Below are 19479 nucleotides of genomic sequence, written 5' to 3'. Positions count from 1 at the left end.
TGCCCGAGGCGCCGATCTGGTGATCGACGTCCTCGGGCGATAGAGGGCGAGCCTTTATGGGCGGCGAGTCAGGCCGGGGCCGTCTGCGCGCCCCGCTGGATCTATTCGGCCCAGGCATGCTCCAGCTGGGTGCGGAAGGCGGCCGGCTCTCGCCCGATCAGCTCGGCCAGCGTCGAGTCGACAGCGGTGAACTCGCCGTTCCGTGCCGCGGCGAAGATGCTCAGCATCAGGTCGGCGATCGGGGCCGGGGCGCCGTGCGCCAGGACCTGCTCGCGGAAGGCGTCGTCGGGGACGACGGTGCGGGTGAAGGGCCGTCCGGTGGTCTGGGACGCGATCTCGGCGACGGTGTCGAAGTCGAGCGCCGCCGGGCCGGTGAGCGGCGGGGTGGGCCCCTCGTAGCGGTGCTCCTCGGCGAGGATCACCGCGGTGGCCTCGGCGAGGTCGTCGTGGCCGGTCCAGGCGACGGGGCCGTCGGCGGGGAGGGCGATGTCGCCGGTGTGGCGGGCGGACTCCAGGAACTGCAGGGCGCTGGAGGCGTAGAAGCCGTTGCGCAGCGCGGTCCAGGGCAGGCCGGTGGCGCGCAGCAGGTCCTCGGTCTGGGCGTGGTCGCGGCATGCCTGGAACCGGGAGTCGTGGGCGGCGCCCATCTGGCTGGTGTAGAGGATGCGGCCGACGCCGGCCTTCACGGCGGCGTCGATGGCGGCGCGGTGGCCGGTAACGCACTCCTGGCCCGTGCGGTCGAGGGAGACCAGGAGCAGTTGCTCGGCGCCCTCGAAGGAGTGCACGAGCGAGGCGGGGTCGTCGAAGCTCCCCTGCCGGACGCGTACGCCGCGATCGGCGAGGTCCTGGGCCTTGCGGGGGTCACGGACGCTGACGCCGACGCGGTCGGCGGGGACGCGCTCCAGGAGGCGCTCGACGGTGCGGCGGCCGAGCTTTCCGGTGGCTCCGGTCACGATGATCACTGGGTTCTCCCGACTCTGTTTCCGATGGAATCACTTCAACGGTAACACTGGAAATTCCGGTGGAACCAAATCCTCGGTACCATCGGTTCATGGCTACGCGCGACTCCGCCGACAGCCCTCGGCGCCGCATCGTCGAGGCGGCCGTCGAGCTGCTGGAGAACGGCGGCCCTGACGCGGTGAGCACCCGCGCGGTCGCCGCCGCGGCCGGAATGCAGCCGCCGGCGATCTACCGCCTCTTCGGCGACAAGGAGGGGCTCCTTGAGGCCGTCGCCGAGCACGGCTACGCGCAGTTCCTGGAGAGAAAGCACGCTCAGCTCGACCCCGCCCCGAAGGACCCAGTGGAGGAGCTGCGCCGCGGCTGGGACATGGTGGTCGAGTTCGGGGTCTGTCGCCCCGAGTTGTTCGCGGTGATGAACAGGGCCACCGGCCGGGGATCGGACTCAGCACACCGCGCGGGCCTGGAGATCCTCCATGGGCGGGTGCGTCGGCTGGCGGCCGGGGGGTGGCTGCGGGTCGACGAGGAGCTGGCCGCCCAGATCATCCAGGCCACCGGCCAGGGCGCGGTCACCACCTGGCACTCCACCCCCGCGGACCGCCGCAATCCGGCGCTGCTGACCGTCCTGCGCGAGTCCATGGTCGCGGCCGTCACCCGCGCCGAGCCGGCGGTCCCCACCACGGAGTCCGGTCCCGCCGCAGCGGCCCGCGCGCTGCGCGCCGCCCTCCCCGACGACGCCGATGTCCTGAGCGACGCCGAGCAGCGCCTGCTGCGTGAGTGGCTCACGCGCCTGGCGGCGGACGGTGGCGCGCGACATGCCTGATCGCGCTCAGGCGCCCTCGTGCAGGTTGAAATTCTTCCGAGGAGAGATCGCGCGACGAAGCGGTGTCCACCGGATGAGACGGTGGGCGACCACACGGCTCCGGCCGGCACCCCCTTGCCCACAACGCGCCTCCAGCCTTGATCACGTCTCCGCCGCCCACTGTTGACAACGCTCGTGGTCACTACATCCAGAAGCGGCGCGCGGCAGGGCGCCGCGGGGCCGACCTGCGGGCCGGGCGGCCGCCGAGCAGGGCGGTACCGAGCGGGTGAAGGCTGTGCAGGACCTGGTTGCCGGTGCGGCGGCTGCGCACCAGGTCGCCGGCGGCGAGAGCGTGTACGTGCTGGATCGCCGAGGCCGGTGACACGCGCAGGATCCGGGCAGGTTCCCCAGTGGTGGCCGTGTCGCCGACCGCGGTCAGGATACGGGCGACACGTGTGCGGCCCAGGGTGGGCGGGGCTTGCCGAAGTCGGCGTAGGCCGTGCCCGGAGTTCCATGGTCAATGGTATAGACCAGGACGGACTGCAGCTCCGGGTCGACCAACGGAGATCGGGGTGAGCCAGACCCCCACACAAACCGTCCGGAGCGAGGTTCGCGGCCTCCGTGACTTGTACCAGAATCACGTACCAGTGCGGTACCATTTTCGAGTACCGCCAGGAGAGAGGTGCCGCCAGATGACGATAAGCGCCAGCGAGGCCCGCAAGGATCTCTTCCCCCTCATCAAGCGCGTCAACGACGACCACACCCCCGTTCGCATCAGCTCCAAGAGCGGCGACGCGGTTCTGATGTCCGCCGAGGACTACGACTCCTGGCAGGAGACCGTCTACCTGCTGCGCTCTCCCGCCAACGCGCGCAGCCTCATGGAAGCCGTCGCCCGGGACAGGGCCGGCGAGGCCGTGGTCACCAGGACCATGGCCGAGCTGGAAGAACTGGCGGGCGACGGGTGAGGAGCGTCCACTTCGACCCGGCCGCATGGGAGGACTTCCTGTTCTGGCTCGGCTCGGACCGCGCCATGGCCCGCAGGATCACACGGCTGATCGGCGAGATCCAGCGCACTCCCTTCACCGGCATCGGCAAACCGGAACCCCTGAAGGGTGACCTGTCGGGCTACTGGTCACGCCGGATCGACGACGAGCACCGGCTCGTTTACCGGGTGGACGAGAAGGAAGTCAAGATCCTCAAGGCCCGCTACCACTACTGAGGCCACCGCTCGCCCCCGCGGCGAACACGCTGCCACGTCATCCGCCGGACGGGGCGCGGAGCACGCCGTCACGCTGACCGCCTGACGAACGCCGCTGTCGCGAAGGAACGCACTCATGGCCACGCCCACCGACACACCGGTGGGCCGCTCACCCCCGTGCCCGACAGAAACCCGGCCGCTCTCCGTATCGCCGTCGCCCGCCTCATCCCCGACGCCCTGCCCAAGTTCGACACGCACCGGGCGGAAGCCGTGAACCAGGCCCGCGACGAGTTCGGCCTTCTGCCCGGCCGCCACTTCGCCGTTCACGCGTCAAGACCCACGCCGAAGGGCCCGTCGTGATCCGGTACCAGGAGGACCACCGCGATCCCCGGCGGGCCGCTCCCGCAGCCAGCCCTACTTACGGGCTGCGGCCTCGTACCGGTCGGCCTGCTCACGCAGAAGTTTGGTGGCAGCGTCGGCATCCGCGTCCGTGAGGCCGCCGGTGCCCACATTGATCAGGGTGGGCCCGTCGAGGGTGAACTGCTGGAGCAACGTGGTGCCGTCACTGTCGATGCGTACACCAAGGGACCGGTCACCGAGCTTGTCCACGCTGATTCACCGCGTCAACTCGTCGGCGCAGTTCATTCGTCCGAGCAGGCCGACCCGCCGGCCCTGCCGCAGGCTCAGTGCTGCCCCCCTGCAACGGCGGCAACGGCGGCAACGGCGGCAACGGCGGCAACGGCACGCGACCCTCGACTGCTGCATCTGGTCAACGAACGGCGCCCTCCCGTGAACTGGTGTCGTCGACGAGCCGGGAAAGACCAGAAGTGCGGGAATGGGCCTGACCCTTCCCGGTCGCCGCTACATGATCGGCCGTGCGGCACCCGGCCCCGACAGGGGCCGACAGTCCCTTCCTGGACCCGTCGTTAGGGCCGAACGGCCCTACTTCGCGCCGCTGGGCGGCAGACTCATCGATCGCTTTACGAATCCATGACGAGCCCAAAAGGTTCTAGGGAATCCCCTCGTCCGTATGTCTGTGTGTGCGGGATCCGATGAACCGGATCAGGAGACACGGTGCTCGTTTCACGGAAGGCTGCGGGAACTCTCTTCGTGGGTGGTGCGCTCAGCTTCACCCTCGGCTCCCTCCTCTACCCCGCCATGCTCGGAGTCCAGAAGGTCAGCAGCGCACCCGAACGGGTCGTCGCCACCCCGGCGACCGGACCGTTGACCGAAGCCGACCGAGATTTCGTGGTCAAAGTGCGCTCGGCCGGACTGTGGGAGTACCCCGTCGGCCAGAAGGCGTCGAAGAAGGGGACGACGAAAGCGGTCAGGAACGTCGGGGACCAGCTGGTCGACGGGGATGCCGTGCTGGACGCCGCCTGCCGCGATGTCGCCGATCAGCTGGGCATCACGCTGCCCAACCAACCGTCACCGCAACAGCAGAGCTTCGCGTCCCGGCTGAACGGAGAGAAAGGCAAGCAGTTCGACACGGACCTGGCCACCACCGTGCGCGCGACGAACGGCCAGCTCCTCACCACGATCGCGAGCGTCCGCAGCACCACGAGGAACTCGCTGGTCCGCGCGCTGGCCGACAAGGCCAACGCCACCGTCCTGGAACACATCACGGCCGTGGAGTCGACCGGCCTGGTCGACTTCGGCCAGGCCCTCGCCCAGGAAACCACCTCGCCCGGCCTTCCGGCCCAGGACCTGACCCCGCCGCCCGCTGTCGCGGGCCAGCCGCAGGTCGTCCTCACACCGCCGGCGAACGGCACGGCCTCCCCGAGTCCGACGGTGAGGTGACGTGAGGTGAGGAGCTGAGCCGGGTCGCCTGCACCGGCCGGACCGCTGGCATCGGAGTACACACTGTGTGTATACGCGGTGTGTATAGTGCCGGGACATGGCTTCCACAACCGTCTTCCGGCGCGACGCCCCCGTCACCCTCCTCACCGCGACCACCACCTTCGGGCTGCTGCTCGGCTGGGCTACGTACGGCCTGCACGGGATGGCGCCCGTGCTGGACCGGGCGACCAACTCGACGTCCACCTGGATCATCTGGACCGCCGCGGCCGGCGCCCTGATCCGGAGCCGGCAACTCGCCATCTGGGGCGGAGCGCTGATGATGCTCGCCACCTGCGGCGGCTACTACACGGCGTCCACGCTCGGCGGCACCTTCGGGAGCGGCGGGCTCGGAACCGCCGCCGTGTGGTCGATGGCGGGGCTCGCCGGAGGGCCCCTGCTGGGATGGGCAGGGTGGACGGTACGGCGAGGGCAGGGGGAACTGCGGGCGGTGGCCGGGGCGGTCATCACGATGGTGGTGCTGGGCGAGGGGCTCTGGTTCGGGTTGAGTCTCCGTTACCGGGAAGACGCGGCTGCCTTCTTGTCCGCCGGCGCGCTGCTCACCGTCCTTCTGACCGTCTACCTGGCGCGCACCGGGGCTCACCGCTACTGGCTGTGCCCCGTTCTCGCTCCGGTGGGCGGTCTCGTCTTCTACCTTGCCGAGAAGGGCATCCTCAACGGCCTGCTCGGATCGGCCTGACGCCGTCACCGGTACGGGGCGGTACAGCCAGCGCGGGCTTCCGGCCCAGCGCGGGAGACTCACCCACGCCCACGACCCCTCCGGGAGTCTCCTTCACAGCCGTACCGGAAGCTCCGCGCCGAGAGGTCGCGGCCGGATCACGCGTCGAGGGTGAGGATGACGCGATCCCGCACGTCACCGCGTTCCAGCGGGCGATGTGCCTCGGCGGCCTCCTGCAACGGCATGGGCCTGCGGTTCTTCATGGCCAAGTTAGCGCTTCGTCCGTGCGATACATATAGTTGATGTATCACATACCTTTCTGCGCCGCACCTCGCGAAGAGGACCCGACCGGGCACCCGGGCCGCGGACGCAGACCGGGATTCCGCGCCGTCGAGCGCCGGCGCGGGACACTGCCGTGAGCCGTCGAAGCGAACCACCCCGGCTTCGCCTCGACGGGAGCGCCCCGAGCTGCGGGGCCTTGACGGCTTGGGCGCTCGGGAACGAGCAGTCGTCCTGGGGCCCGCGGCCAAGATGGTGGAAGGGTCAACCTCCTCATAAGGTGGGGCCATGGAGGAGGAAGCGCCCCGCTGGCTGAGTCCCGTAGAGGAACGAGCCTGGCGCGGCATGCTGCGCATGCACGACCTGCTGGTCCATCAGGCCGGCCGGACGTTGCAGAGCGAGTTCGGGCTGTCCGCGACCGACTATCCCGTGCTCGCCGAGCTGTCCCGCGCGCCCGGCGACCGACTGCGCGTGCTGGAACTCGCGAAGGTGCTCGGGTGGGAGAAGAGCCGGGTGTCGCACCAGCTCGCACGCATGGCGAAGCGCGGACTGGTCACGCGGGAGGAGTGCGTCGACGACGGACGCGGGGCGTACATGATGGTCACCCCGGCGGGCCGTGCCGCCCTGGAAGCCGCCGCACCCCAGCACGTCGAGGACGTCCGGCGCCTCTTCCTCGACCACCTCTCGCCCGGCCAGATCACGCTGCTCGCGGAGATCACCGACACCGTCATCGAGAAGCTCGACACCAGGTGATCGGAAGTCTCCCCCCTCTCCTCACCAGGCCCGGCGTGCAGTCGGCAGGGGCGGAAGGACTCACGATCCGGGGCATCGGCCGCCGACCCGGCTCCGGCAGTCGCCAGGACTCCTGCACCCGGCCGGACCGCCGGGGCGCGGCGGAATGAACCCGGTCACCGATTGTTGAAAGCGATATGAAAAAGATCGGGTTCCTGTCCTTCGGGCACTGGACGCCATCGCCGCACTCGCAGACGCGTTCCGCCTCGGACTCCCTGCTGCAGGCGATCGACCTGGCGGTCGCCGCGGAGGAGCTGGGGGCGGACGGCGCCTACTTCCGCGTCCACCACTTCGCCCGCCAGCACGCTTCACCGTTCCCCCTGCTCGCCGCGATCGGTGCGCGCACCAGCCGGATCGAGATCGGCACCGGCGTGATCGACATGCGCTACGAGAACCCCCTGTACATGGCGGAGGACGCGGGCGCGGCCGACCTGATCTCGGGCGGTCGGCTCCAGCTCGGCCTCAGCCGGGGCTCACCGGAACAGGTCGTCGACGGCTGGCGGCACTTCGGTTACCGGCCGCCGGAGGGCGGGACCGACGCCGACCTGGCCCGCGCACACACCGAGGAACTGCTCGACGTGCTCAGGGGTGAGGGATTCGCCCAGCCCGACCCCCGGCCGATGTTCGCCAATCCCCCGGGTCTGCTGCGCATCGAACCGCACTCCGAGGGACTGCGGGACCGGATCTGGTGGGGTTCCGGCTCGAACGCCACCGCGGCCTGGGCCGCCGGGCTCGGGATGAACCTGCAGAGCTCGACCCTCAAGGACGACGAGAGCGGCGAGCCGCTCCACGTCCAGCAGCGCAAGCAGATCGAGGCGTACCACGACGCGTGGCGCGCCGCGGGGCACACCCGCTCCCCCCGGGTGTCGGTCAGCCGCAGCATCTTCCCGCTCGTCGACGACCGGGACCGCGCGTACTTCGGCGGGGACAGCGACTCGACGGACCAGATCGGCTACATCGACCCCAGCACCCGCAGCATCTTCGGCCGGTCCTACGCCGCCGAGCCCGACGTGCTCGTCAAGCAGCTCGCCGAGGACGAGGCCGTCGCCGCCGCCGACACACTGCTGCTCACCGTGCCCAACCAGCTCGGCGTCGACTACAACACGCATGTCGTCGGCAGCATCCTGACGCACATCGCTCCGGAACTCGGCTGGCGCTGACGACCGGCACCACGGCAGGTGCCGCCGGGGGAATCGGCGTCCGGTGCGGACGCGCCTGACCCGGGCGGCACCTTCACCCCCGGCGTGATGCGGCAGCCGGACACACCGACGAAGCACACACACGCACGGCCGTACGCCGCGACGGATCACTGAGCCGACGAACGACCAAGTAGATGACGTATCATCCAGATGGTTGACACATCACCTATCTCCTCCTAGGTTGATTGAAAGTTAAAGGAACTGGGGGCCGAGGAGGTCCCCACGGATTACGGGAGCGACATCATGGGACAGCTGGACGGCAAGACGGTCGTCATCACCGGCGGCACCAGCGGCATCGGACTGGCCACGGCCCAGCGCTTCACACGGGAGGGCGCCCACGTCTACATCACCGGGCGCCGCAAGGAGGTCCTGGACAAGGCGGCCGAGCAGATCGGCGGCAACGTCACCCCGGTACAGGCCGACAGCGCGAACCTGGCCGACCTCGACCGGCTCTACGCCACCGTCGCCGACGCCGGACACCGGATCGACGTCCTGTTCGCCAACGCCGGCGGCGGCGAGTTCGCCCCCCTCGACCAGATGACCGAGGAACACTACGACACCACCTTCGACAGCAATGTGAAGGGCACCGTCTTCACCGTCCAGAAGGCGCTCCCCCTTCTGGTCGACGGCGCCTCCGTGATCCTCACGGGCTCCGTCGCCGGCGTCTCCGGCGACCCGGCCTTCGGTGTCTACGGCGCCTCCAAGGCCGCCATCCGCGCCTTCTCCCGCACCTGGGCCAACGAACTGAGCGGGCGCGGCATCCGCGTCAACACCATCTCGCCCGGCCCCATCACCACCCCCGGCCTCAACGGTCTCGCGGCGGACGAGGCAGGGGCGGCGCAGCTGCGGGAGACCCTCGCCGGCATCGTGCCCCTGGGACGGATGGGGCGGCCGGAGGAGGTCGCCGACCTCGTGCTCTTCCTCGCCACCGGCCAGTCCAGCTTCATCACCGGCACCGAGATCTTCATCGACGGCGGCGCCAAGCAGGTGTAGCCCGGTCCGCCCGCCGGCCCTCACGCGGGGCGTCGGCGGTGGCGTTCGCGCGACGGTCTTCGGACACGGGGACCGTGCCAGTCAAGGCACAGGACAGTGGCGTCGTCCTGCGGGTGGCCGTCCCAGGCGTCGGTGACCGCGGTGGCCAGAGTACGCACCACCTCGCGCGGGTGCTCGGCCGCGGTGTCACGGATGAGGCCGGGGAGGTCGACCTTCTTCGCCTCGCGTTCCTGCATGCCGTCGGTGTGCAGCACGAGCCGGTCGCCGGGGCGCAGGTCGAAACTCTGCACCCGGTACGGTCCCTTGTGCGTGGGGACGCCGAACGGCAGGTTCACCGCCAGGCGCAGTTCTTCGACCGTGCCGTCGCGCAGCCGCAGGGGCCAGGGGTGGCCGGCGTTGACGAGCTGGAAGCTGGTGCCGTCCAGGGCGATGCGCAGCAACTGGCCGGTGGCGAAGGTCTGCCCGCCGTGGGCGAGGAGCGCCTCGTGGGTGCGGCGGGCCTGTTCGGCGAGGTCGCACCCGGCACGGCGGGCGCCGCGGGAGGCGTTGACCAGCAGAGTGGCCATGAGTGCGGCGCTGACGTCGTGGCCCATGGCGTCGGTGACGGACAGGTGCAGGGTGTCGTGGTCGAGGGTGTAGTCGTAGGTGTCACCGGCGATGTCGGCGGCCGGCACCAGGGCGCCGGCGAGCGCGAACTCCGGGGCCTCGCAGGAAGGGGCGGAGGGCAGGAGCTGGCGCTGGATCTCCGCGGCCAGACTGACCGAGGTCGTGCGGTTGCCCCAGTGGTAGAGGTCGGTGAAGCGGCGGTCGGTGACGATGATGTACGCCAGCGCGTGCGCGGCCTCCTCGATCTGCTCCAGCACTTCCCGGGTGGCATCGGGGAGGAACAGCTCCAGGACACCGATGGCGTCGCCGCGGTTGGTGACGGGGGTGAGCACCCTGTGCCCGCGCTCGCCCTCCGGCACCCGCACCGTCCGCTGGACGCGCAGGACCTCGTCGTAGACGCTGTCGTCGAAGGGGACCTCTCCGGCGCGGCGCTCCTGGGGCGTGGCGGCCTCCTCGCTCACCCGCAGCAGACGTCGGCCGACGACGTCGACGAACAGGAACGACACGTATCGCGCACCGAACCGCTCGCGCAGATCGTGGGCCACGACATCGAGAGAGCGCACCGGCGCGGCGTCCTCCGCCGCTGCCAGCACCTCAGCCAGGGCGATCCGATCGCGTGCCACATCAGCCTCCTTCGGTAGAGAACCCGTTTTCCCGCTGACACGCCGGACACGGCCCCGCTGTGACCCACGTCTCAACAGGTTCGTGCGCGGGGAGGCGGGACGCAGTGCACACGTGCCGGACAGATGCGGCACTGGAGGACGCCTACGGGCTATCCGGCCGACGCGGCCCGCGACGCCGGGGGTCACACCGGGTCGGCCGAGCGTCGCGACCAAAAAATGCCGCCCCTGACCAGTAGCTAAACAGACAGAGACCACCAACAGCTGACGAGTCGGGCTGTACGCCGGGGGGTGCCACCGCAGTGCGAGACGACATTTCGCGAGCCCATCGACGGCTGGATCGTGCGGCAGCCGCACTGGTCAGCGGGCGGCTCGCGATCCGAGCTCGACTCGCCGCACGCCGCACGCCGCACGCCGCACGCCGCACGCCGCACGCCGCACCGGAGTTTGACGCCCGGATGTGGACTCCAGGAGTGGCTCAGAAGTCGATGGACCAGTCATCCGTCCGCGCCCAATCGCCGACGGAGGCGCTCTGGAAGCGGATATGAACGCTCAGTCGGCAGCCGGCGCAGTGCCTCATCAGTCCTGCCATCGAGTACAGCGGCGTGGACCGACCTTGCCAGATCGGTGACATCCGCTATGTCCACGATCCAGTCGTCCACATAGCGGTCCACGGCTTCACCGGACAGACCGACCTGAATGGCTCGCCATGGCTGCGGTTCCAGATGGAGCGACCGGTCCGGGTCCCACTGCACACGCACCGGGCACTCGGCAAACTCCGCTCGCCACTGAGCCCGGTCCTCGTGCACAGCAGGCTGGAAATGACTGAGGGCGGCGTGTGCCAGCGCCCATTCGAAACCGGCGCGGTCCAAGTCGATCCGCAGAATTCTTTCCTGATTCGGCTTCCGGGCCCAGCCGGAGCGATACATCATCCACAGGAACGAGGGTTTGATCCACGTCATGCGTTCGCGCTTGAACGGCGCGACGAACGTCCCGCCGCGCAAAGCCGGTTCAGCGATCTCCTTCGGGTAGGCCTGGTACACCGCGACCGTGGAGTCGGCGTATTCCGCCCGTACGATCCGCCTCTGCGATGCATCCCTCACTGACCGCGCACCTCGGACGCCCACGTATCCGCCTTGTGAACTTCCGGTCCCTCGACCTGTGTGGCACCGGCCGCGTACAGCAGCCACAGCAGGTCAAGGGAGCCGAAGAAGGATTCCCCCCAGCTGTCGACCCAGACGCGGAGCCGTGACGGTCCCACCCGCACGATGTCCCAGAACTCCCAGCCGCGAGATTCCTCGTCCGTGTCGAACCGGTAGATCCAGTTCTGCAAGGACCAGGGTCCTCCACCGCTGCGGTCCATGTACGCAGCGCGGCCGTGTCGGACGAATTCCTGCAGCGGCATCTCACCGTCCCTGACAGAGGCCGTCACGAACCAGGCGGGGAACTCGTCCGTCGGCAGATCCTCATCGTCGAACTCAGCCGTGCAGGCCAGGTGGAGGACGGCCGACAGGACGTGACGGACACGTAGCGCGTACTCCTCGGGGTTCCCGTCGAGGACACCGACAGTAAAAGCGGCCAGTACCGGTGGAGCCGACTCGATCGCGGGGCGCTGCCGAACGCGGTCCAGTTCGGCAGCGACGCTTTCCTCACTGTGGATCATCGCACGATCCTATCCTTCTTGTTCGACACGTCCGGAGCCCTTGACGATGTTGTCGCGGAGTTCATCGAGGAGCTTGGCCGGGATTCCGTAGAGGTCCTTCCCCTTGGTCGGATCGGAGATTTCCGGGTACTCCTGGAGCAGGCCTTTCCATTCCGTACGGCTGAAGGCATCACCGTCGGGATGGTCGTCCTTGTTCTGCGGCAGAGCTGATTCACGGACCTTGGCCAGGTAGTCTTCCGAGATCTTGAAGGAGACGATCTGGCCGCCGTCACCCCGGTATTCCAACGTGTGCCTGATGTCGCCGCTCATGTTCAGATAGAGCTTGCCCTTACCAGTGATCGTCACCTCGCCGTTCTGACCGATGTGAATCCGCTGGCTCAGTGGGTGGTCGGTCTGTTTGCGGTAGACCGAGATCAGGTCCTCGCCGCACTCTTCAAGACCGAGTGGATCGGTCCTGGTGTGCGGGTTGTGGACGTAGGTGTTGGGGTTGGGGGCGGGGGTGAGACCGAGGGGGTCGGGGGTGAGGTAGCGGGCGGTTTCGGGGTCGTAGTGGCGAAAGTAGTTGTAGTGGAGGCCGGTTTCGGGGTCGTCGTACTGCCCGGGGAAGCGGAGCGGGGTGTAGGTGGTGGCATCGCTGCTCCAGGTGGTGACGCCCCAGAGGGTGCTGCGGGCACGCCAGGCGATGTCCCCCTGTTCGTCGACGAGTTCGCGGGGCGAGCCCACGAGGTCCGTGACGATTGCGAAGAAGCGGGAGTCGATTTCCTGCTGCGGTGCGTCGGCCGCGTTGATGCGTTCGGTCTGGGCGATGGGTCTGAGGCCCTGGTGGTCCCACGTGAGGGTGACGGGGTTCGGGAGGTCGACGGAGTGCGCGGTCTGCTCGCAGAGTGTCGCGCCGTCCCACGTGAAGTCGACTCGCTCCACGACGGCTTCGCCGTCCGTCGCGAGGCGGAGTTTGGCGATGCGGCGGCCCAGGGGGTCGTAGGTGTAGCGCCATCGGGTCCCGTCGGGGGTGGTGACCTGGGCGAGGCGGTCTTCCGCATCCCACTGGTAGTGCCAGGTGTCGGGTTTACGGGACAGGCGGATCTTCTGGCGCAGGGTGATACGGCCGAGGGCGTCGTGTTCATAGCGGACGTTGCCCGCGCGGGTGATCCGGGTACCGGTGTAAGTGCGGGTGCCCGTGGCCTCGTGGCCGGGGTGTCGGTCGGGCCACGTGGCGTGTGTCTGGTTGCCGGCGTGGTCGTAGGCGTAGGTCTCGGTCCAGTTGTGGGCGTGGACCGCGGTGACGCGGCCGGTCGGGCCGACGTCGAAGTGCCGGGGGCCGTCGAGCTGATCGTCGATGGCGGTCAGATGTCCGTCGGGACGGTAGGTGTAGGCGCGGTGTTGCAGCGAACGGCCGTCCGCTCGGGTCACCGACTGGGTGGTCAGGCGGCCAAGGGGGTCGAAGCCGTGCTCAAGGGTGACCGCCTCACCGATGCGACACGTCCGTTCCCGGCCTGCTTCGTCGTAGGTGAAGTCGATGCTGCGGCCGGAGACCCACATCCCGGTGGGGCGGCCCGTGGCATCGTAGGACCAGGTGGTGGTGGCGCCGGCGGGGGTGGTGCGGCTGGTCCGGCGGCCCAGGATGTCGTAGGTGTAGGTCTGGGTCCGCCCGTTGACCGTCTCCGAGCTCAGGCGTCCGTCACGGTCGTTGAGCAGCGTGAGGGTCGTGCCGTCCGGACCGGTGGCCTGGGCAAGCTGATCGGTCAGGTCGTAGGCGTAGGTGGTCTCCTGGCCACCGACGTCCTTGCGGATGGTCCGGCCCAGTTCGTCCCGTTCGAAGCGGATCGTCTCACCGAGCACGTTGGTACGGCTGGTGAGCTGGCCCGCGGCATCGTAAGTGTAGGTCAGCGTGCGGCCGTCGAAATCTGTCTCCGTGACCAGCCGTCCGGCGGGGTCGTATGCGTACGACCAGGTCAGCCCTTGAGGGTTGGTGACCTCGATCAGGCGCAGCTCGGTGTCGTAGGCGAAGGTGTACCGAACACCGTCCGGGCCGGTACGCGCCGACAACCGATCGAAGTACGTGTACTCGAAGCGGGAGACGGCCCCCGTGGCGTCGGTGTGGCCGATGCGGTTTCCCTCGGCGTCGTATGTCCACGACTCGGTGGTGCCGTCTGCGGCGGTGCGGCGGACCGGCTTCCCGTCGGTGGTCCACTCCAGACGCGTCACATTGCCGAGGGGATCGGTGAGCGTGACGGGGCGACCGAACGCGTCAAGGGCGTATCGGGTCGATGCTCCACACGGGTCGATGATGCGTTCGGGAACTCCGGCGGCGTTGGACTGGATGCGAGTGGTGTCGCCGAGAGCGTCGGTGACGCCGGTGAGGCGGCCGGCGCGGTCGTAGGTGGACTTCTTCACGGCTCCCGACGGAGCTGTGGCAGAGGTCAGATTCCCGCGCTCGTCGTATGCGCAGTCCCACTGCCTGCCGTCCGTGCCGATGACGGTCGCCGGCAGGCCGAGGGCGCCGTAGGCGACTTGGGCCGTCCGGCCGTCCGGCCGGACGGCGGAAACGATACGTCCGTTCTCGTCTCGTTCGTAGCGAATGGTGCGGCCGAGCGGGTCCGTCACCGAGACGAGTTGGAGGTCCTCGTCCCATTCCTGGCAGGTGGAGTTGCCGAGCGGGTCCGTTTCCCGGATCAGGCGCAGTGCCGCGTTGTGCTCGTAGGTACGGACGTGGCCGAGGGAGTCACGGACGCGGGTCGTGCGTGACTCCTCGTCGTACGCGAGGGTGGAGGCCAGGGCACCTCCGGTGCCGCCGGTGTCCGTGACTCGACCTTGGTCGTCGTACCGGTACCAGTAGGTCGTGTCGTTGCGGTCGGTCCAGGAGGTGATGCGGCCTTCGGGGTCGTAGGTGTAACGCAGTGGCAGACCGGAGGAGTTGGTCTCCTCGGTGAGGTGACCGTGTTCGTCGTAGCCGAAGGTGACCAGGGTGGTGCCGGACCGGTCCGGGCGGGCCGGATCGGTGAGCCGCAGGCCGGTGATGCGGGACCGGGCGGGGTTGTGGTCGAGAACGATGCGGTAACCGCCGGAGTGCACGACGGCCCCGGGGATGTCGCCCGTCTTGTACTCGACGGTGACGCGGTTGCCGTTGCGGTCCTGGATGTACTGCAACGGCAGGTCGACGGCCGTGCCGTCGGCAGCGGGCACCGGGCTGTGGAAAACGTGGTCCAGGCCCGTGTCGGGGTCGTGGACGCGGATACCGCCGTCGGTCTCGGTGTCCCAGGACAACAGGAGGCGTGAGCCGGGGGTGTCCGGTCGGACGGGTTCACCGGTGTCGGGGGCAGGGACCGGGAAGCAGAGACGTGCGCCGTCCGCGGTCGCGTAGACGAAGCCCTCCTCGTCCGCTTGGACGCGCTGGTCGAGGGTGGAGGCCCAACTGGGCCCGAACCAGCCACCATGACGGTAGGACGATATGTGCGTGCGCTCCAGGACCAGCGGCAACACGCCTGGGAGGATCACGTCGGTGCGGGGCAGGGCCATGTCGCCGGTGGCCACGTCGATCGGGTCCCGCACGAACATCTTGACCATGTTGCGGATCGAGGCGGGCAGCTTGTTGAAGCCGGGGTTCAACTTCAGCCGCTCGAACGCGGCGCAGTCCAGCCCCATCGACTTGCCGAGCCGGGCCAGGGCCGCCGGCCCCAGTGCCTTCAGCCCCTTGCCGAGCGCCTTGCCCAGCATCCCGAACCCGACGCCCATCACCGCGCCCTCGGCGAGGATGCCGGCCAGTTTCTCCGGGTCCTTGAACGCGCCCGGGTCCTCCAGCAGGGTGGTGAACGCGGAGAAGGCTGCGCCCTGTTTGGCCAGCTTGGCGACCTCGGCGACGGCGCGGATCTCCTTGAGCGCCTTCAGCGCCCGCTCCACCCCGCGGATGACCTCCATGATCTCGCGCATGGCGGTGCCGAGGACGGTGCCCTCCTCCTCGATCCGCCCGACCAGCGCCACCACCTTCAGCGCCCGCTCCCCCGCCATCAGGGTGGCGGCCACGTCCGAGGCGCCCGCGGTCAGCACCGACAGCGCCAGGCCCGCGATCTCGAACTCGGCTATCTGCGCGAGCATCACGCCGATCTCGGACAGCAGTTCGTGGGCCTTGTCCGCGAAGTCGTCCAGGGCCTTGGCACCCTCGCGCAGCGCGTGCGCCATCTCGGTGGCCTGCTTACGCGCTGCCTTGGAGCGCTTGCCGAACGCCTTGGCGGCCCTGCCTTCCCACTCCACGCCTCGCAGGGCACGCTCCGCCGCGGTGGCGGCGTCGTCCAGCCCGTCGGCCAACTGCCGCCACTTCTTTGCGATCTCACGCACCCCGTCCGGATCCACCGCCGGGTCCGAGATGCCCAGGAACTCAAGACCACTGGCGACCGAGTCGCCGAACATGTGGTTGAACTTGCTGACGTAGTGCAGGGGGTTGAGGTCGACCACGCCCGGTCAGCCCTTGTCGTCCTGGGCCGCGGCCGCGATCAGCACGTCCAGCAGGTCGAAGGCGTCGGACACCTCGCCGATCAGCTTCGCCTCCGCCTCCCACTCCTCGTCCAGCTGCTTGGCCAGCCTGGCGAGGGTGGTCATGCCCTCGCGTATCTCGCCCGTGGCGCTGAGGAGGGACCCGAGAGCGCCCAGCGCGCTCAGGTCATGGGACTGCGCCTGGAACTGCTGCAACGGCTTCGCCGTGTGCTGCCCGATGCCACGCAGCCCCGACGCCGCCTTGTGCATCGACGCGGCTTCCTTCTTCAAGTCCGACATGCCGCCCACCCCCGGACTTCACTCTGTGCACATGCCAACCAAGACGCTACGGAGATCGAGTGCACGATAGGTATGCTTGACACCAAGGAACGGCAAAATCGGCGAATGCGCCCTGAGCTGCGGGGCGGAACTCGCGACCGTACCGCGCAGCACCGCCGAGCAGGGACTATTCCGGATAGCGCAGGCTTCAGCTCCGAACTCTGGCGTGAGCGGTCGGCTCAGCGACCCTTTCCCGAGCAAAGCCGGAGATGAACGCAGGGGGAGCAGTCACGTCGTCATGACCGGGGCAAACGGGCAGGCAAGGTGGAGACCACCCATTCAGTGGCTGGCGGCAGTGGCTGCCAGGCCTCCCAGCAGTGGGCTGGGTTCGCCGTGGTCAGAGGCCTTGAGCGGCAGACGAGTCGGGCTGTACGCCGGGTTCTGTACCCCGGTCCCTCGCGGGAGCCGGGGTGACGGCCATCCATCTAGGGCCGGTGTTGCCACCGGCCTCGTGCGGTCTACCCGGGGGCTTGGGCGGGCAGCCCTCGAACGTCCCCGCAGAGCGCCTTTCACAGCGCTCCTCTTGACCTTGCTCCGGGTGGGGTTTACCTAGCTGCCCAGGTCGCCCTGGGCACTGGTGGTCTCTTACACCACCGTTTCACCCTTACCGGGGGTCGAGACCCCCGGCGGTTTGCTTTCTGTGGCACTGTCCCGCGAGTCGCCTCGGGTGGCCGTTAGCCACCACCCTGCCCTGTGGAGCCCGGACGTTCCTCGGGAAGCCCCCTCAAGGGGACTCCACGCGGCCGTCCGCCCGGCTCGTCTGCCGTGTGGACCATGTTACCGGGCGGGACGGCCTCTTCGGTGCCGAGGCCATCGTCGCCAGCACCGAGCCGGTGAGGATCAGCGCGAAGGAGACGGCGATCGTCGGGGTGAAGCTCTCGCCCAGGAAGAGGGCGCCCGCCGCCACCGCCACCGCCGGGTTGACGTACGTGATCACCGTGGAGCGGGTCGGGCCTATCTCCTTGATCAGCTCCAGGAAGGCCACGAAGGCCACCGCCGTGCAGAGGACGCCCAGGGCGAGGAGAGAGAGCAGGGCGTTCGTGGAGGGCATCGCGGTCGGCCAGGTCGCTGCCGCCGCGGGGGCGTAGACCAGGGTCGCCAGGGTCAGGCACGGTGCTATCAGCTGCAGCGTCGGGACGTCCTTCAGGCGGCGGGCCGCTATCAGGGGCGCCGTCGCGTAGCCGATCACCGTCAGCAGGACTTCTCCCAGCGAGCGGGCGTCGCCGCCGGTGAGGTGGGGGACGGTGAGGACGGCGACGCCGGCGAGGCCGATCAGGAGGCCGGCGATGCGGCGGGTGCCCAGGTGTTCGCGCTCGCCGCCGAAGTACCTCGCGGCCACCACGCCGACGATCGGTACGCCCGCTATCAGCAGGCCCGCCGTCGAGCTGGAGAGGTGGCGTTCGGCGTCCGTGAGGGTGAACCAGGGGCCCATGATCTCTATGCACGCGAAGGCCAGCATCGGGCGCCAATGGGTGCGGAGGGTGAGAAGGAGACCTCCCTGGCGGATCGCCAGGGGGAGGAGGAGCAGGGCGCCCACGGCGCACCGCGCGAACACCACCGTGGACGGGGACACCTCGTCCACCGCCACCTTGATCATCAGATAGGGGATGCCCCAGATCACTCCCATGAGGGAGAACAGGAACCAGCCGCGTGCAGTCATACGGAGAGCTTGGCCGTCAGTACCGTCCGGCGTCTTGAACGCTGTTGCGGTACGCCGCCGGGGTCACCCCCAGCACCCGGCGGAACCAGCGGGTCAGATGGGCCTGGTCGGCGAAGCCCACCAGGGTCGCCGCCTCCGCCGGGCGCAGGCCCGAGTCCAGCAGGGCGCGGGCCCTGGCCACCCGGTACTGGGCCAGCCAGGCGTACGGCGGGACGCCCATCGTCGTACGGAAGGCCCGCAGCAACTGGTAGCGGGAGAGGCCCAGGTCGGCCGCCAGCTCGGCGAGCGACGGCGGGCAGGTCAGCTCGTCGGCCAGGCGGTCCCGGACCAGCAGGGAGATGCCGTGCCCCCCGGGGACCCGGTCGGTCGCCGGCCGTGCCGTGGAGTGGCGGCGGGACAGGGCCGTCAGCAGCCAGGGGAGACGGGATTCGGCTTCCAGGGGGTCGGGGCAGGCGGCCAGCTCGGTGTGGGTCCGGCGGAAGGCCGCGGCCAGCTCGGGGTCGTCGAGGACGGGGTCCCGGAAGTGCGGCACGGCGTCCAGGGTCCCGTCCGCCAGCAGGGCCGGGTCCGCGTACAGGGCGCGGTAGGCGTAGCCGTCGGTCGGGGTGGCCGGGCCGCCCGTGTGCATCTCGCCGGGAGCCAGGACGACGATCGAGCCGGGGCCGGTGCTGATGTGGCCGCCCCGGTAGTCGATGACCTCGGAGCCGCCGACGCACACCCCGATGGTGAACTCGGCGTGCGCGTGCGGGGCGTAGGTGTGCCGTTCGAAGTTCGCCGTCAGCAGGTCCAGCTCCGGGCCGCAGCGGCCCAGCCTCGCCCTCGTCCACCGTGCCTGTTCCGCCACGTCCGCACCCCCTCGCGCTAAGGGTGCAACGCCCGCACTCCCCGTTTCCATGCCGCGTCCAGGTCGGCGGCCTGCGGGAAGCGGCCGTGGATCTCCAGGACCACCATGCCGTGGGCGAACGCCCAGGTGGCGCGAGCCAGGTCACGGTCGCCGCCGCAGGCCCGCAGGAGCGGGAGGGCGGCCCGGTCCTCCAGGCCGTCCGGCAGCAGGGTGCGCGGCAGCGGGCGTTCGGTGGCCAGGCAGTAGAGGTGGGGGTGGGCCAGGGCGTAGGCGCGGTACGCCTCGGCCAGGGCCTCCAGGGAGCCGGGGTGCCGGGTCGCGGCCGCCTCCAGTGCCGCCGCCGACTCCTCCAGCATCTGGGCGGTGAGTTCGACCTCCACGGCGTGCTTGTCGGGGAAGTGCTTGTAGAGCGAGGGGGCCTTGATGCCGAGGCGGTCGGCGAGGGTGCGCATGGTGAGGACGGCCGGTCCCGACTCCTCCAGCAGATCCCGGGCCGCCGCGGCGATCTCCCGTGCCCTCGGCGTCAGCCGGTCGGTCGCGCCGGA

Annotated in this window: 19 protein-coding genes, 1 other RNA gene and 1 pseudogene; 9 read left to right on the top strand and 12 right to left on the bottom strand. The window is 69.6% G+C overall.

What is annotated here, in order from left to right:
- Nucleotides 1-101 precede the first annotated feature (101 nt).
- Nucleotides 102-962, bottom strand: coding sequence for an SDR family oxidoreductase (locus tag BLW82_RS30490; protein ID WP_093503686.1), 861 nt, complete (start codon nucleotides 960-962; stop codon nucleotides 102-104).
- 89 nt (nucleotides 963-1051) lie between these two features.
- On the opposite strand from BLW82_RS30490, the gene BLW82_RS30485 reads away from it, so the two are divergent.
- Complete coding sequence (locus BLW82_RS30485; protein ID WP_093503684.1) at nucleotides 1052-1780, top strand: TetR/AcrR family transcriptional regulator; 729 nt, start codon at nucleotides 1052-1054, stop codon at nucleotides 1778-1780.
- Between the two features lie 181 nt (nucleotides 1781-1961).
- On the opposite strand, the gene BLW82_RS30480 is transcribed toward BLW82_RS30485, so the two are convergent.
- Nucleotides 1962-2144: a hypothetical protein gene (locus tag BLW82_RS30480; protein WP_093503683.1), complete on the bottom strand. Its 183-nt coding sequence runs from the start codon at nucleotides 2142-2144 to the stop codon at nucleotides 1962-1964.
- Nucleotides 2145-2451: 307 nt separating this feature from the next.
- On the opposite strand from BLW82_RS30480, the gene BLW82_RS30475 reads away from it, so the two are divergent.
- The 3 genes from BLW82_RS30475 to BLW82_RS30465 all read left to right on the top strand — a co-directional run bounded on the left by BLW82_RS30475 (nucleotide 2452) and on the right by BLW82_RS30465 (nucleotide 3317).
- The gene (locus BLW82_RS30475; RefSeq protein WP_067040800.1) at nucleotides 2452-2724 is read left to right on the top strand and encodes a type II toxin-antitoxin system Phd/YefM family antitoxin; all 273 of its coding nucleotides are present in this window, start codon (nucleotides 2452-2454) and stop codon (nucleotides 2722-2724) included.
- On the top strand, nucleotides 2721-2978 hold the full coding sequence (locus BLW82_RS30470) for a Txe/YoeB family addiction module toxin (RefSeq protein ID WP_093503681.1): 258 nt from the start codon (nucleotides 2721-2723) through the stop codon (nucleotides 2976-2978). The genes BLW82_RS30475 and BLW82_RS30470 overlap by 4 nt, the downstream gene beginning before the upstream one ends.
- Nucleotides 2979-3134: 156 nt before the next feature.
- Entirely contained in the window at nucleotides 3135-3317 is a 183-nt protein-coding gene (locus BLW82_RS30465) for a hypothetical protein (RefSeq protein ID WP_093503679.1), read from the top strand.
- 54 nt (nucleotides 3318-3371) lie between these two features.
- On the opposite strand, the gene BLW82_RS30460 is transcribed toward BLW82_RS30465, so the two are convergent.
- Complete coding sequence (locus BLW82_RS30460; protein WP_093503677.1) at nucleotides 3372-3566, bottom strand: hypothetical protein; 195 nt, start codon at nucleotides 3564-3566, stop codon at nucleotides 3372-3374.
- A gap of 501 nt (nucleotides 3567-4067) precedes the next feature.
- On the opposite strand from BLW82_RS30460, the gene BLW82_RS30455 reads away from it, so the two are divergent.
- The 5 genes from BLW82_RS30455 (at nucleotide 4068) to BLW82_RS30435 (ending at nucleotide 8735) form a co-directional block, all read left to right on the top strand.
- The gene (locus BLW82_RS30455) at nucleotides 4068-4757 is read left to right on the top strand and encodes a DUF4142 domain-containing protein (RefSeq protein WP_093503675.1); all 690 of its coding nucleotides are present in this window, start codon (nucleotides 4068-4070) and stop codon (nucleotides 4755-4757) included.
- Between the two features lie 97 nt (nucleotides 4758-4854).
- Nucleotides 4855-5493 (top strand): DUF6518 family protein, encoded by a 639-nt coding sequence (locus BLW82_RS30450; protein WP_093503673.1) that lies wholly within the window; start codon nucleotides 4855-4857, stop codon nucleotides 5491-5493.
- A gap of 612 nt (nucleotides 5494-6105) precedes the next feature.
- Nucleotides 6106-6504, top strand: a complete 399-nt coding sequence (locus BLW82_RS30445; protein WP_093508370.1) for a MarR family winged helix-turn-helix transcriptional regulator — start codon at nucleotides 6106-6108, stop codon at nucleotides 6502-6504.
- A 176-nt stretch (nucleotides 6505-6680) separates the two neighbouring features.
- The gene (locus tag BLW82_RS30440) at nucleotides 6681-7703 is read left to right on the top strand and encodes an LLM class flavin-dependent oxidoreductase (RefSeq protein ID WP_093503671.1); all 1023 of its coding nucleotides are present in this window, start codon (nucleotides 6681-6683) and stop codon (nucleotides 7701-7703) included.
- A 282-nt stretch (nucleotides 7704-7985) separates the two neighbouring features.
- Nucleotides 7986-8735: an SDR family oxidoreductase gene (locus BLW82_RS30435; protein WP_093503669.1), complete on the top strand. Its 750-nt coding sequence runs from the start codon at nucleotides 7986-7988 to the stop codon at nucleotides 8733-8735.
- Between the two features lie 20 nt (nucleotides 8736-8755).
- Here the strand turns inward: BLW82_RS30435 and BLW82_RS30430 are convergent, their stop codons facing one another.
- The 9 genes and pseudogenes from BLW82_RS30430 to BLW82_RS30385 all read right to left on the bottom strand — a co-directional run bounded on the left by BLW82_RS30430 (nucleotide 8756) and on the right by BLW82_RS30385 (nucleotide 19461).
- Nucleotides 8756-9964 (bottom strand): PP2C family protein-serine/threonine phosphatase, encoded by a 1209-nt coding sequence (locus BLW82_RS30430; protein ID WP_093503667.1) that lies wholly within the window; start codon nucleotides 9962-9964, stop codon nucleotides 8756-8758.
- Between the two features lie 494 nt (nucleotides 9965-10458).
- The gene (locus tag BLW82_RS30425; RefSeq protein ID WP_093503665.1) at nucleotides 10459-11064 is read right to left on the bottom strand and encodes a DUF4291 domain-containing protein; all 606 of its coding nucleotides are present in this window, start codon (nucleotides 11062-11064) and stop codon (nucleotides 10459-10461) included.
- Entirely contained in the window at nucleotides 11061-11624 is a 564-nt protein-coding gene (locus BLW82_RS30420) for a hypothetical protein (RefSeq protein ID WP_093503663.1), read from the bottom strand. The genes BLW82_RS30425 and BLW82_RS30420 overlap by 4 nt, the downstream gene beginning before the upstream one ends.
- 9 nt (nucleotides 11625-11633) lie before the next feature.
- The gene (locus BLW82_RS30415) at nucleotides 11634-16073 is read right to left on the bottom strand and encodes a DUF6531 domain-containing protein (protein ID WP_256216013.1); all 4440 of its coding nucleotides are present in this window, start codon (nucleotides 16071-16073) and stop codon (nucleotides 11634-11636) included.
- A 6-nt stretch (nucleotides 16074-16079) separates the two neighbouring features.
- Nucleotides 16080-16391 (bottom strand): hypothetical protein, encoded by a 312-nt coding sequence (locus BLW82_RS30410; protein WP_256216012.1) that lies wholly within the window; start codon nucleotides 16389-16391, stop codon nucleotides 16080-16082.
- 393 nt (nucleotides 16392-16784) lie between these two features.
- An RNA gene (rnpB, locus tag BLW82_RS30405) (RNase P RNA component class A) lies at nucleotides 16785-17189 on the bottom strand.
- Nucleotides 17190-17304: 115 nt separating this feature from the next.
- Nucleotides 17305-18027, bottom strand: a pseudogene (locus BLW82_RS46365) (DMT family transporter); the annotation flags it as partial.
- Between the two features lie 79 nt (nucleotides 18028-18106).
- Nucleotides 18107-18985: a helix-turn-helix domain-containing protein gene (locus BLW82_RS30390; protein ID WP_177233122.1), complete on the bottom strand. Its 879-nt coding sequence runs from the start codon at nucleotides 18983-18985 to the stop codon at nucleotides 18107-18109.
- The gene (locus tag BLW82_RS30385) at nucleotides 18952-19461 is read right to left on the bottom strand and encodes a TetR/AcrR family transcriptional regulator (RefSeq protein WP_093508367.1); all 510 of its coding nucleotides are present in this window, start codon (nucleotides 19459-19461) and stop codon (nucleotides 18952-18954) included. The genes BLW82_RS30390 and BLW82_RS30385 overlap by 34 nt, the downstream gene beginning before the upstream one ends.
- Nucleotides 19462-19479: the final 18 nt, after the last annotated feature.

The sequence above is a fragment of the Streptomyces sp. Ag109_O5-10 genome, from assembly GCF_900105755.1.
GTDB lineage: Bacteria > Actinomycetota > Actinomycetes > Streptomycetales > Streptomycetaceae > Streptomyces.
This window is presented reverse-complemented; position numbering and strand designations above follow the sequence as displayed.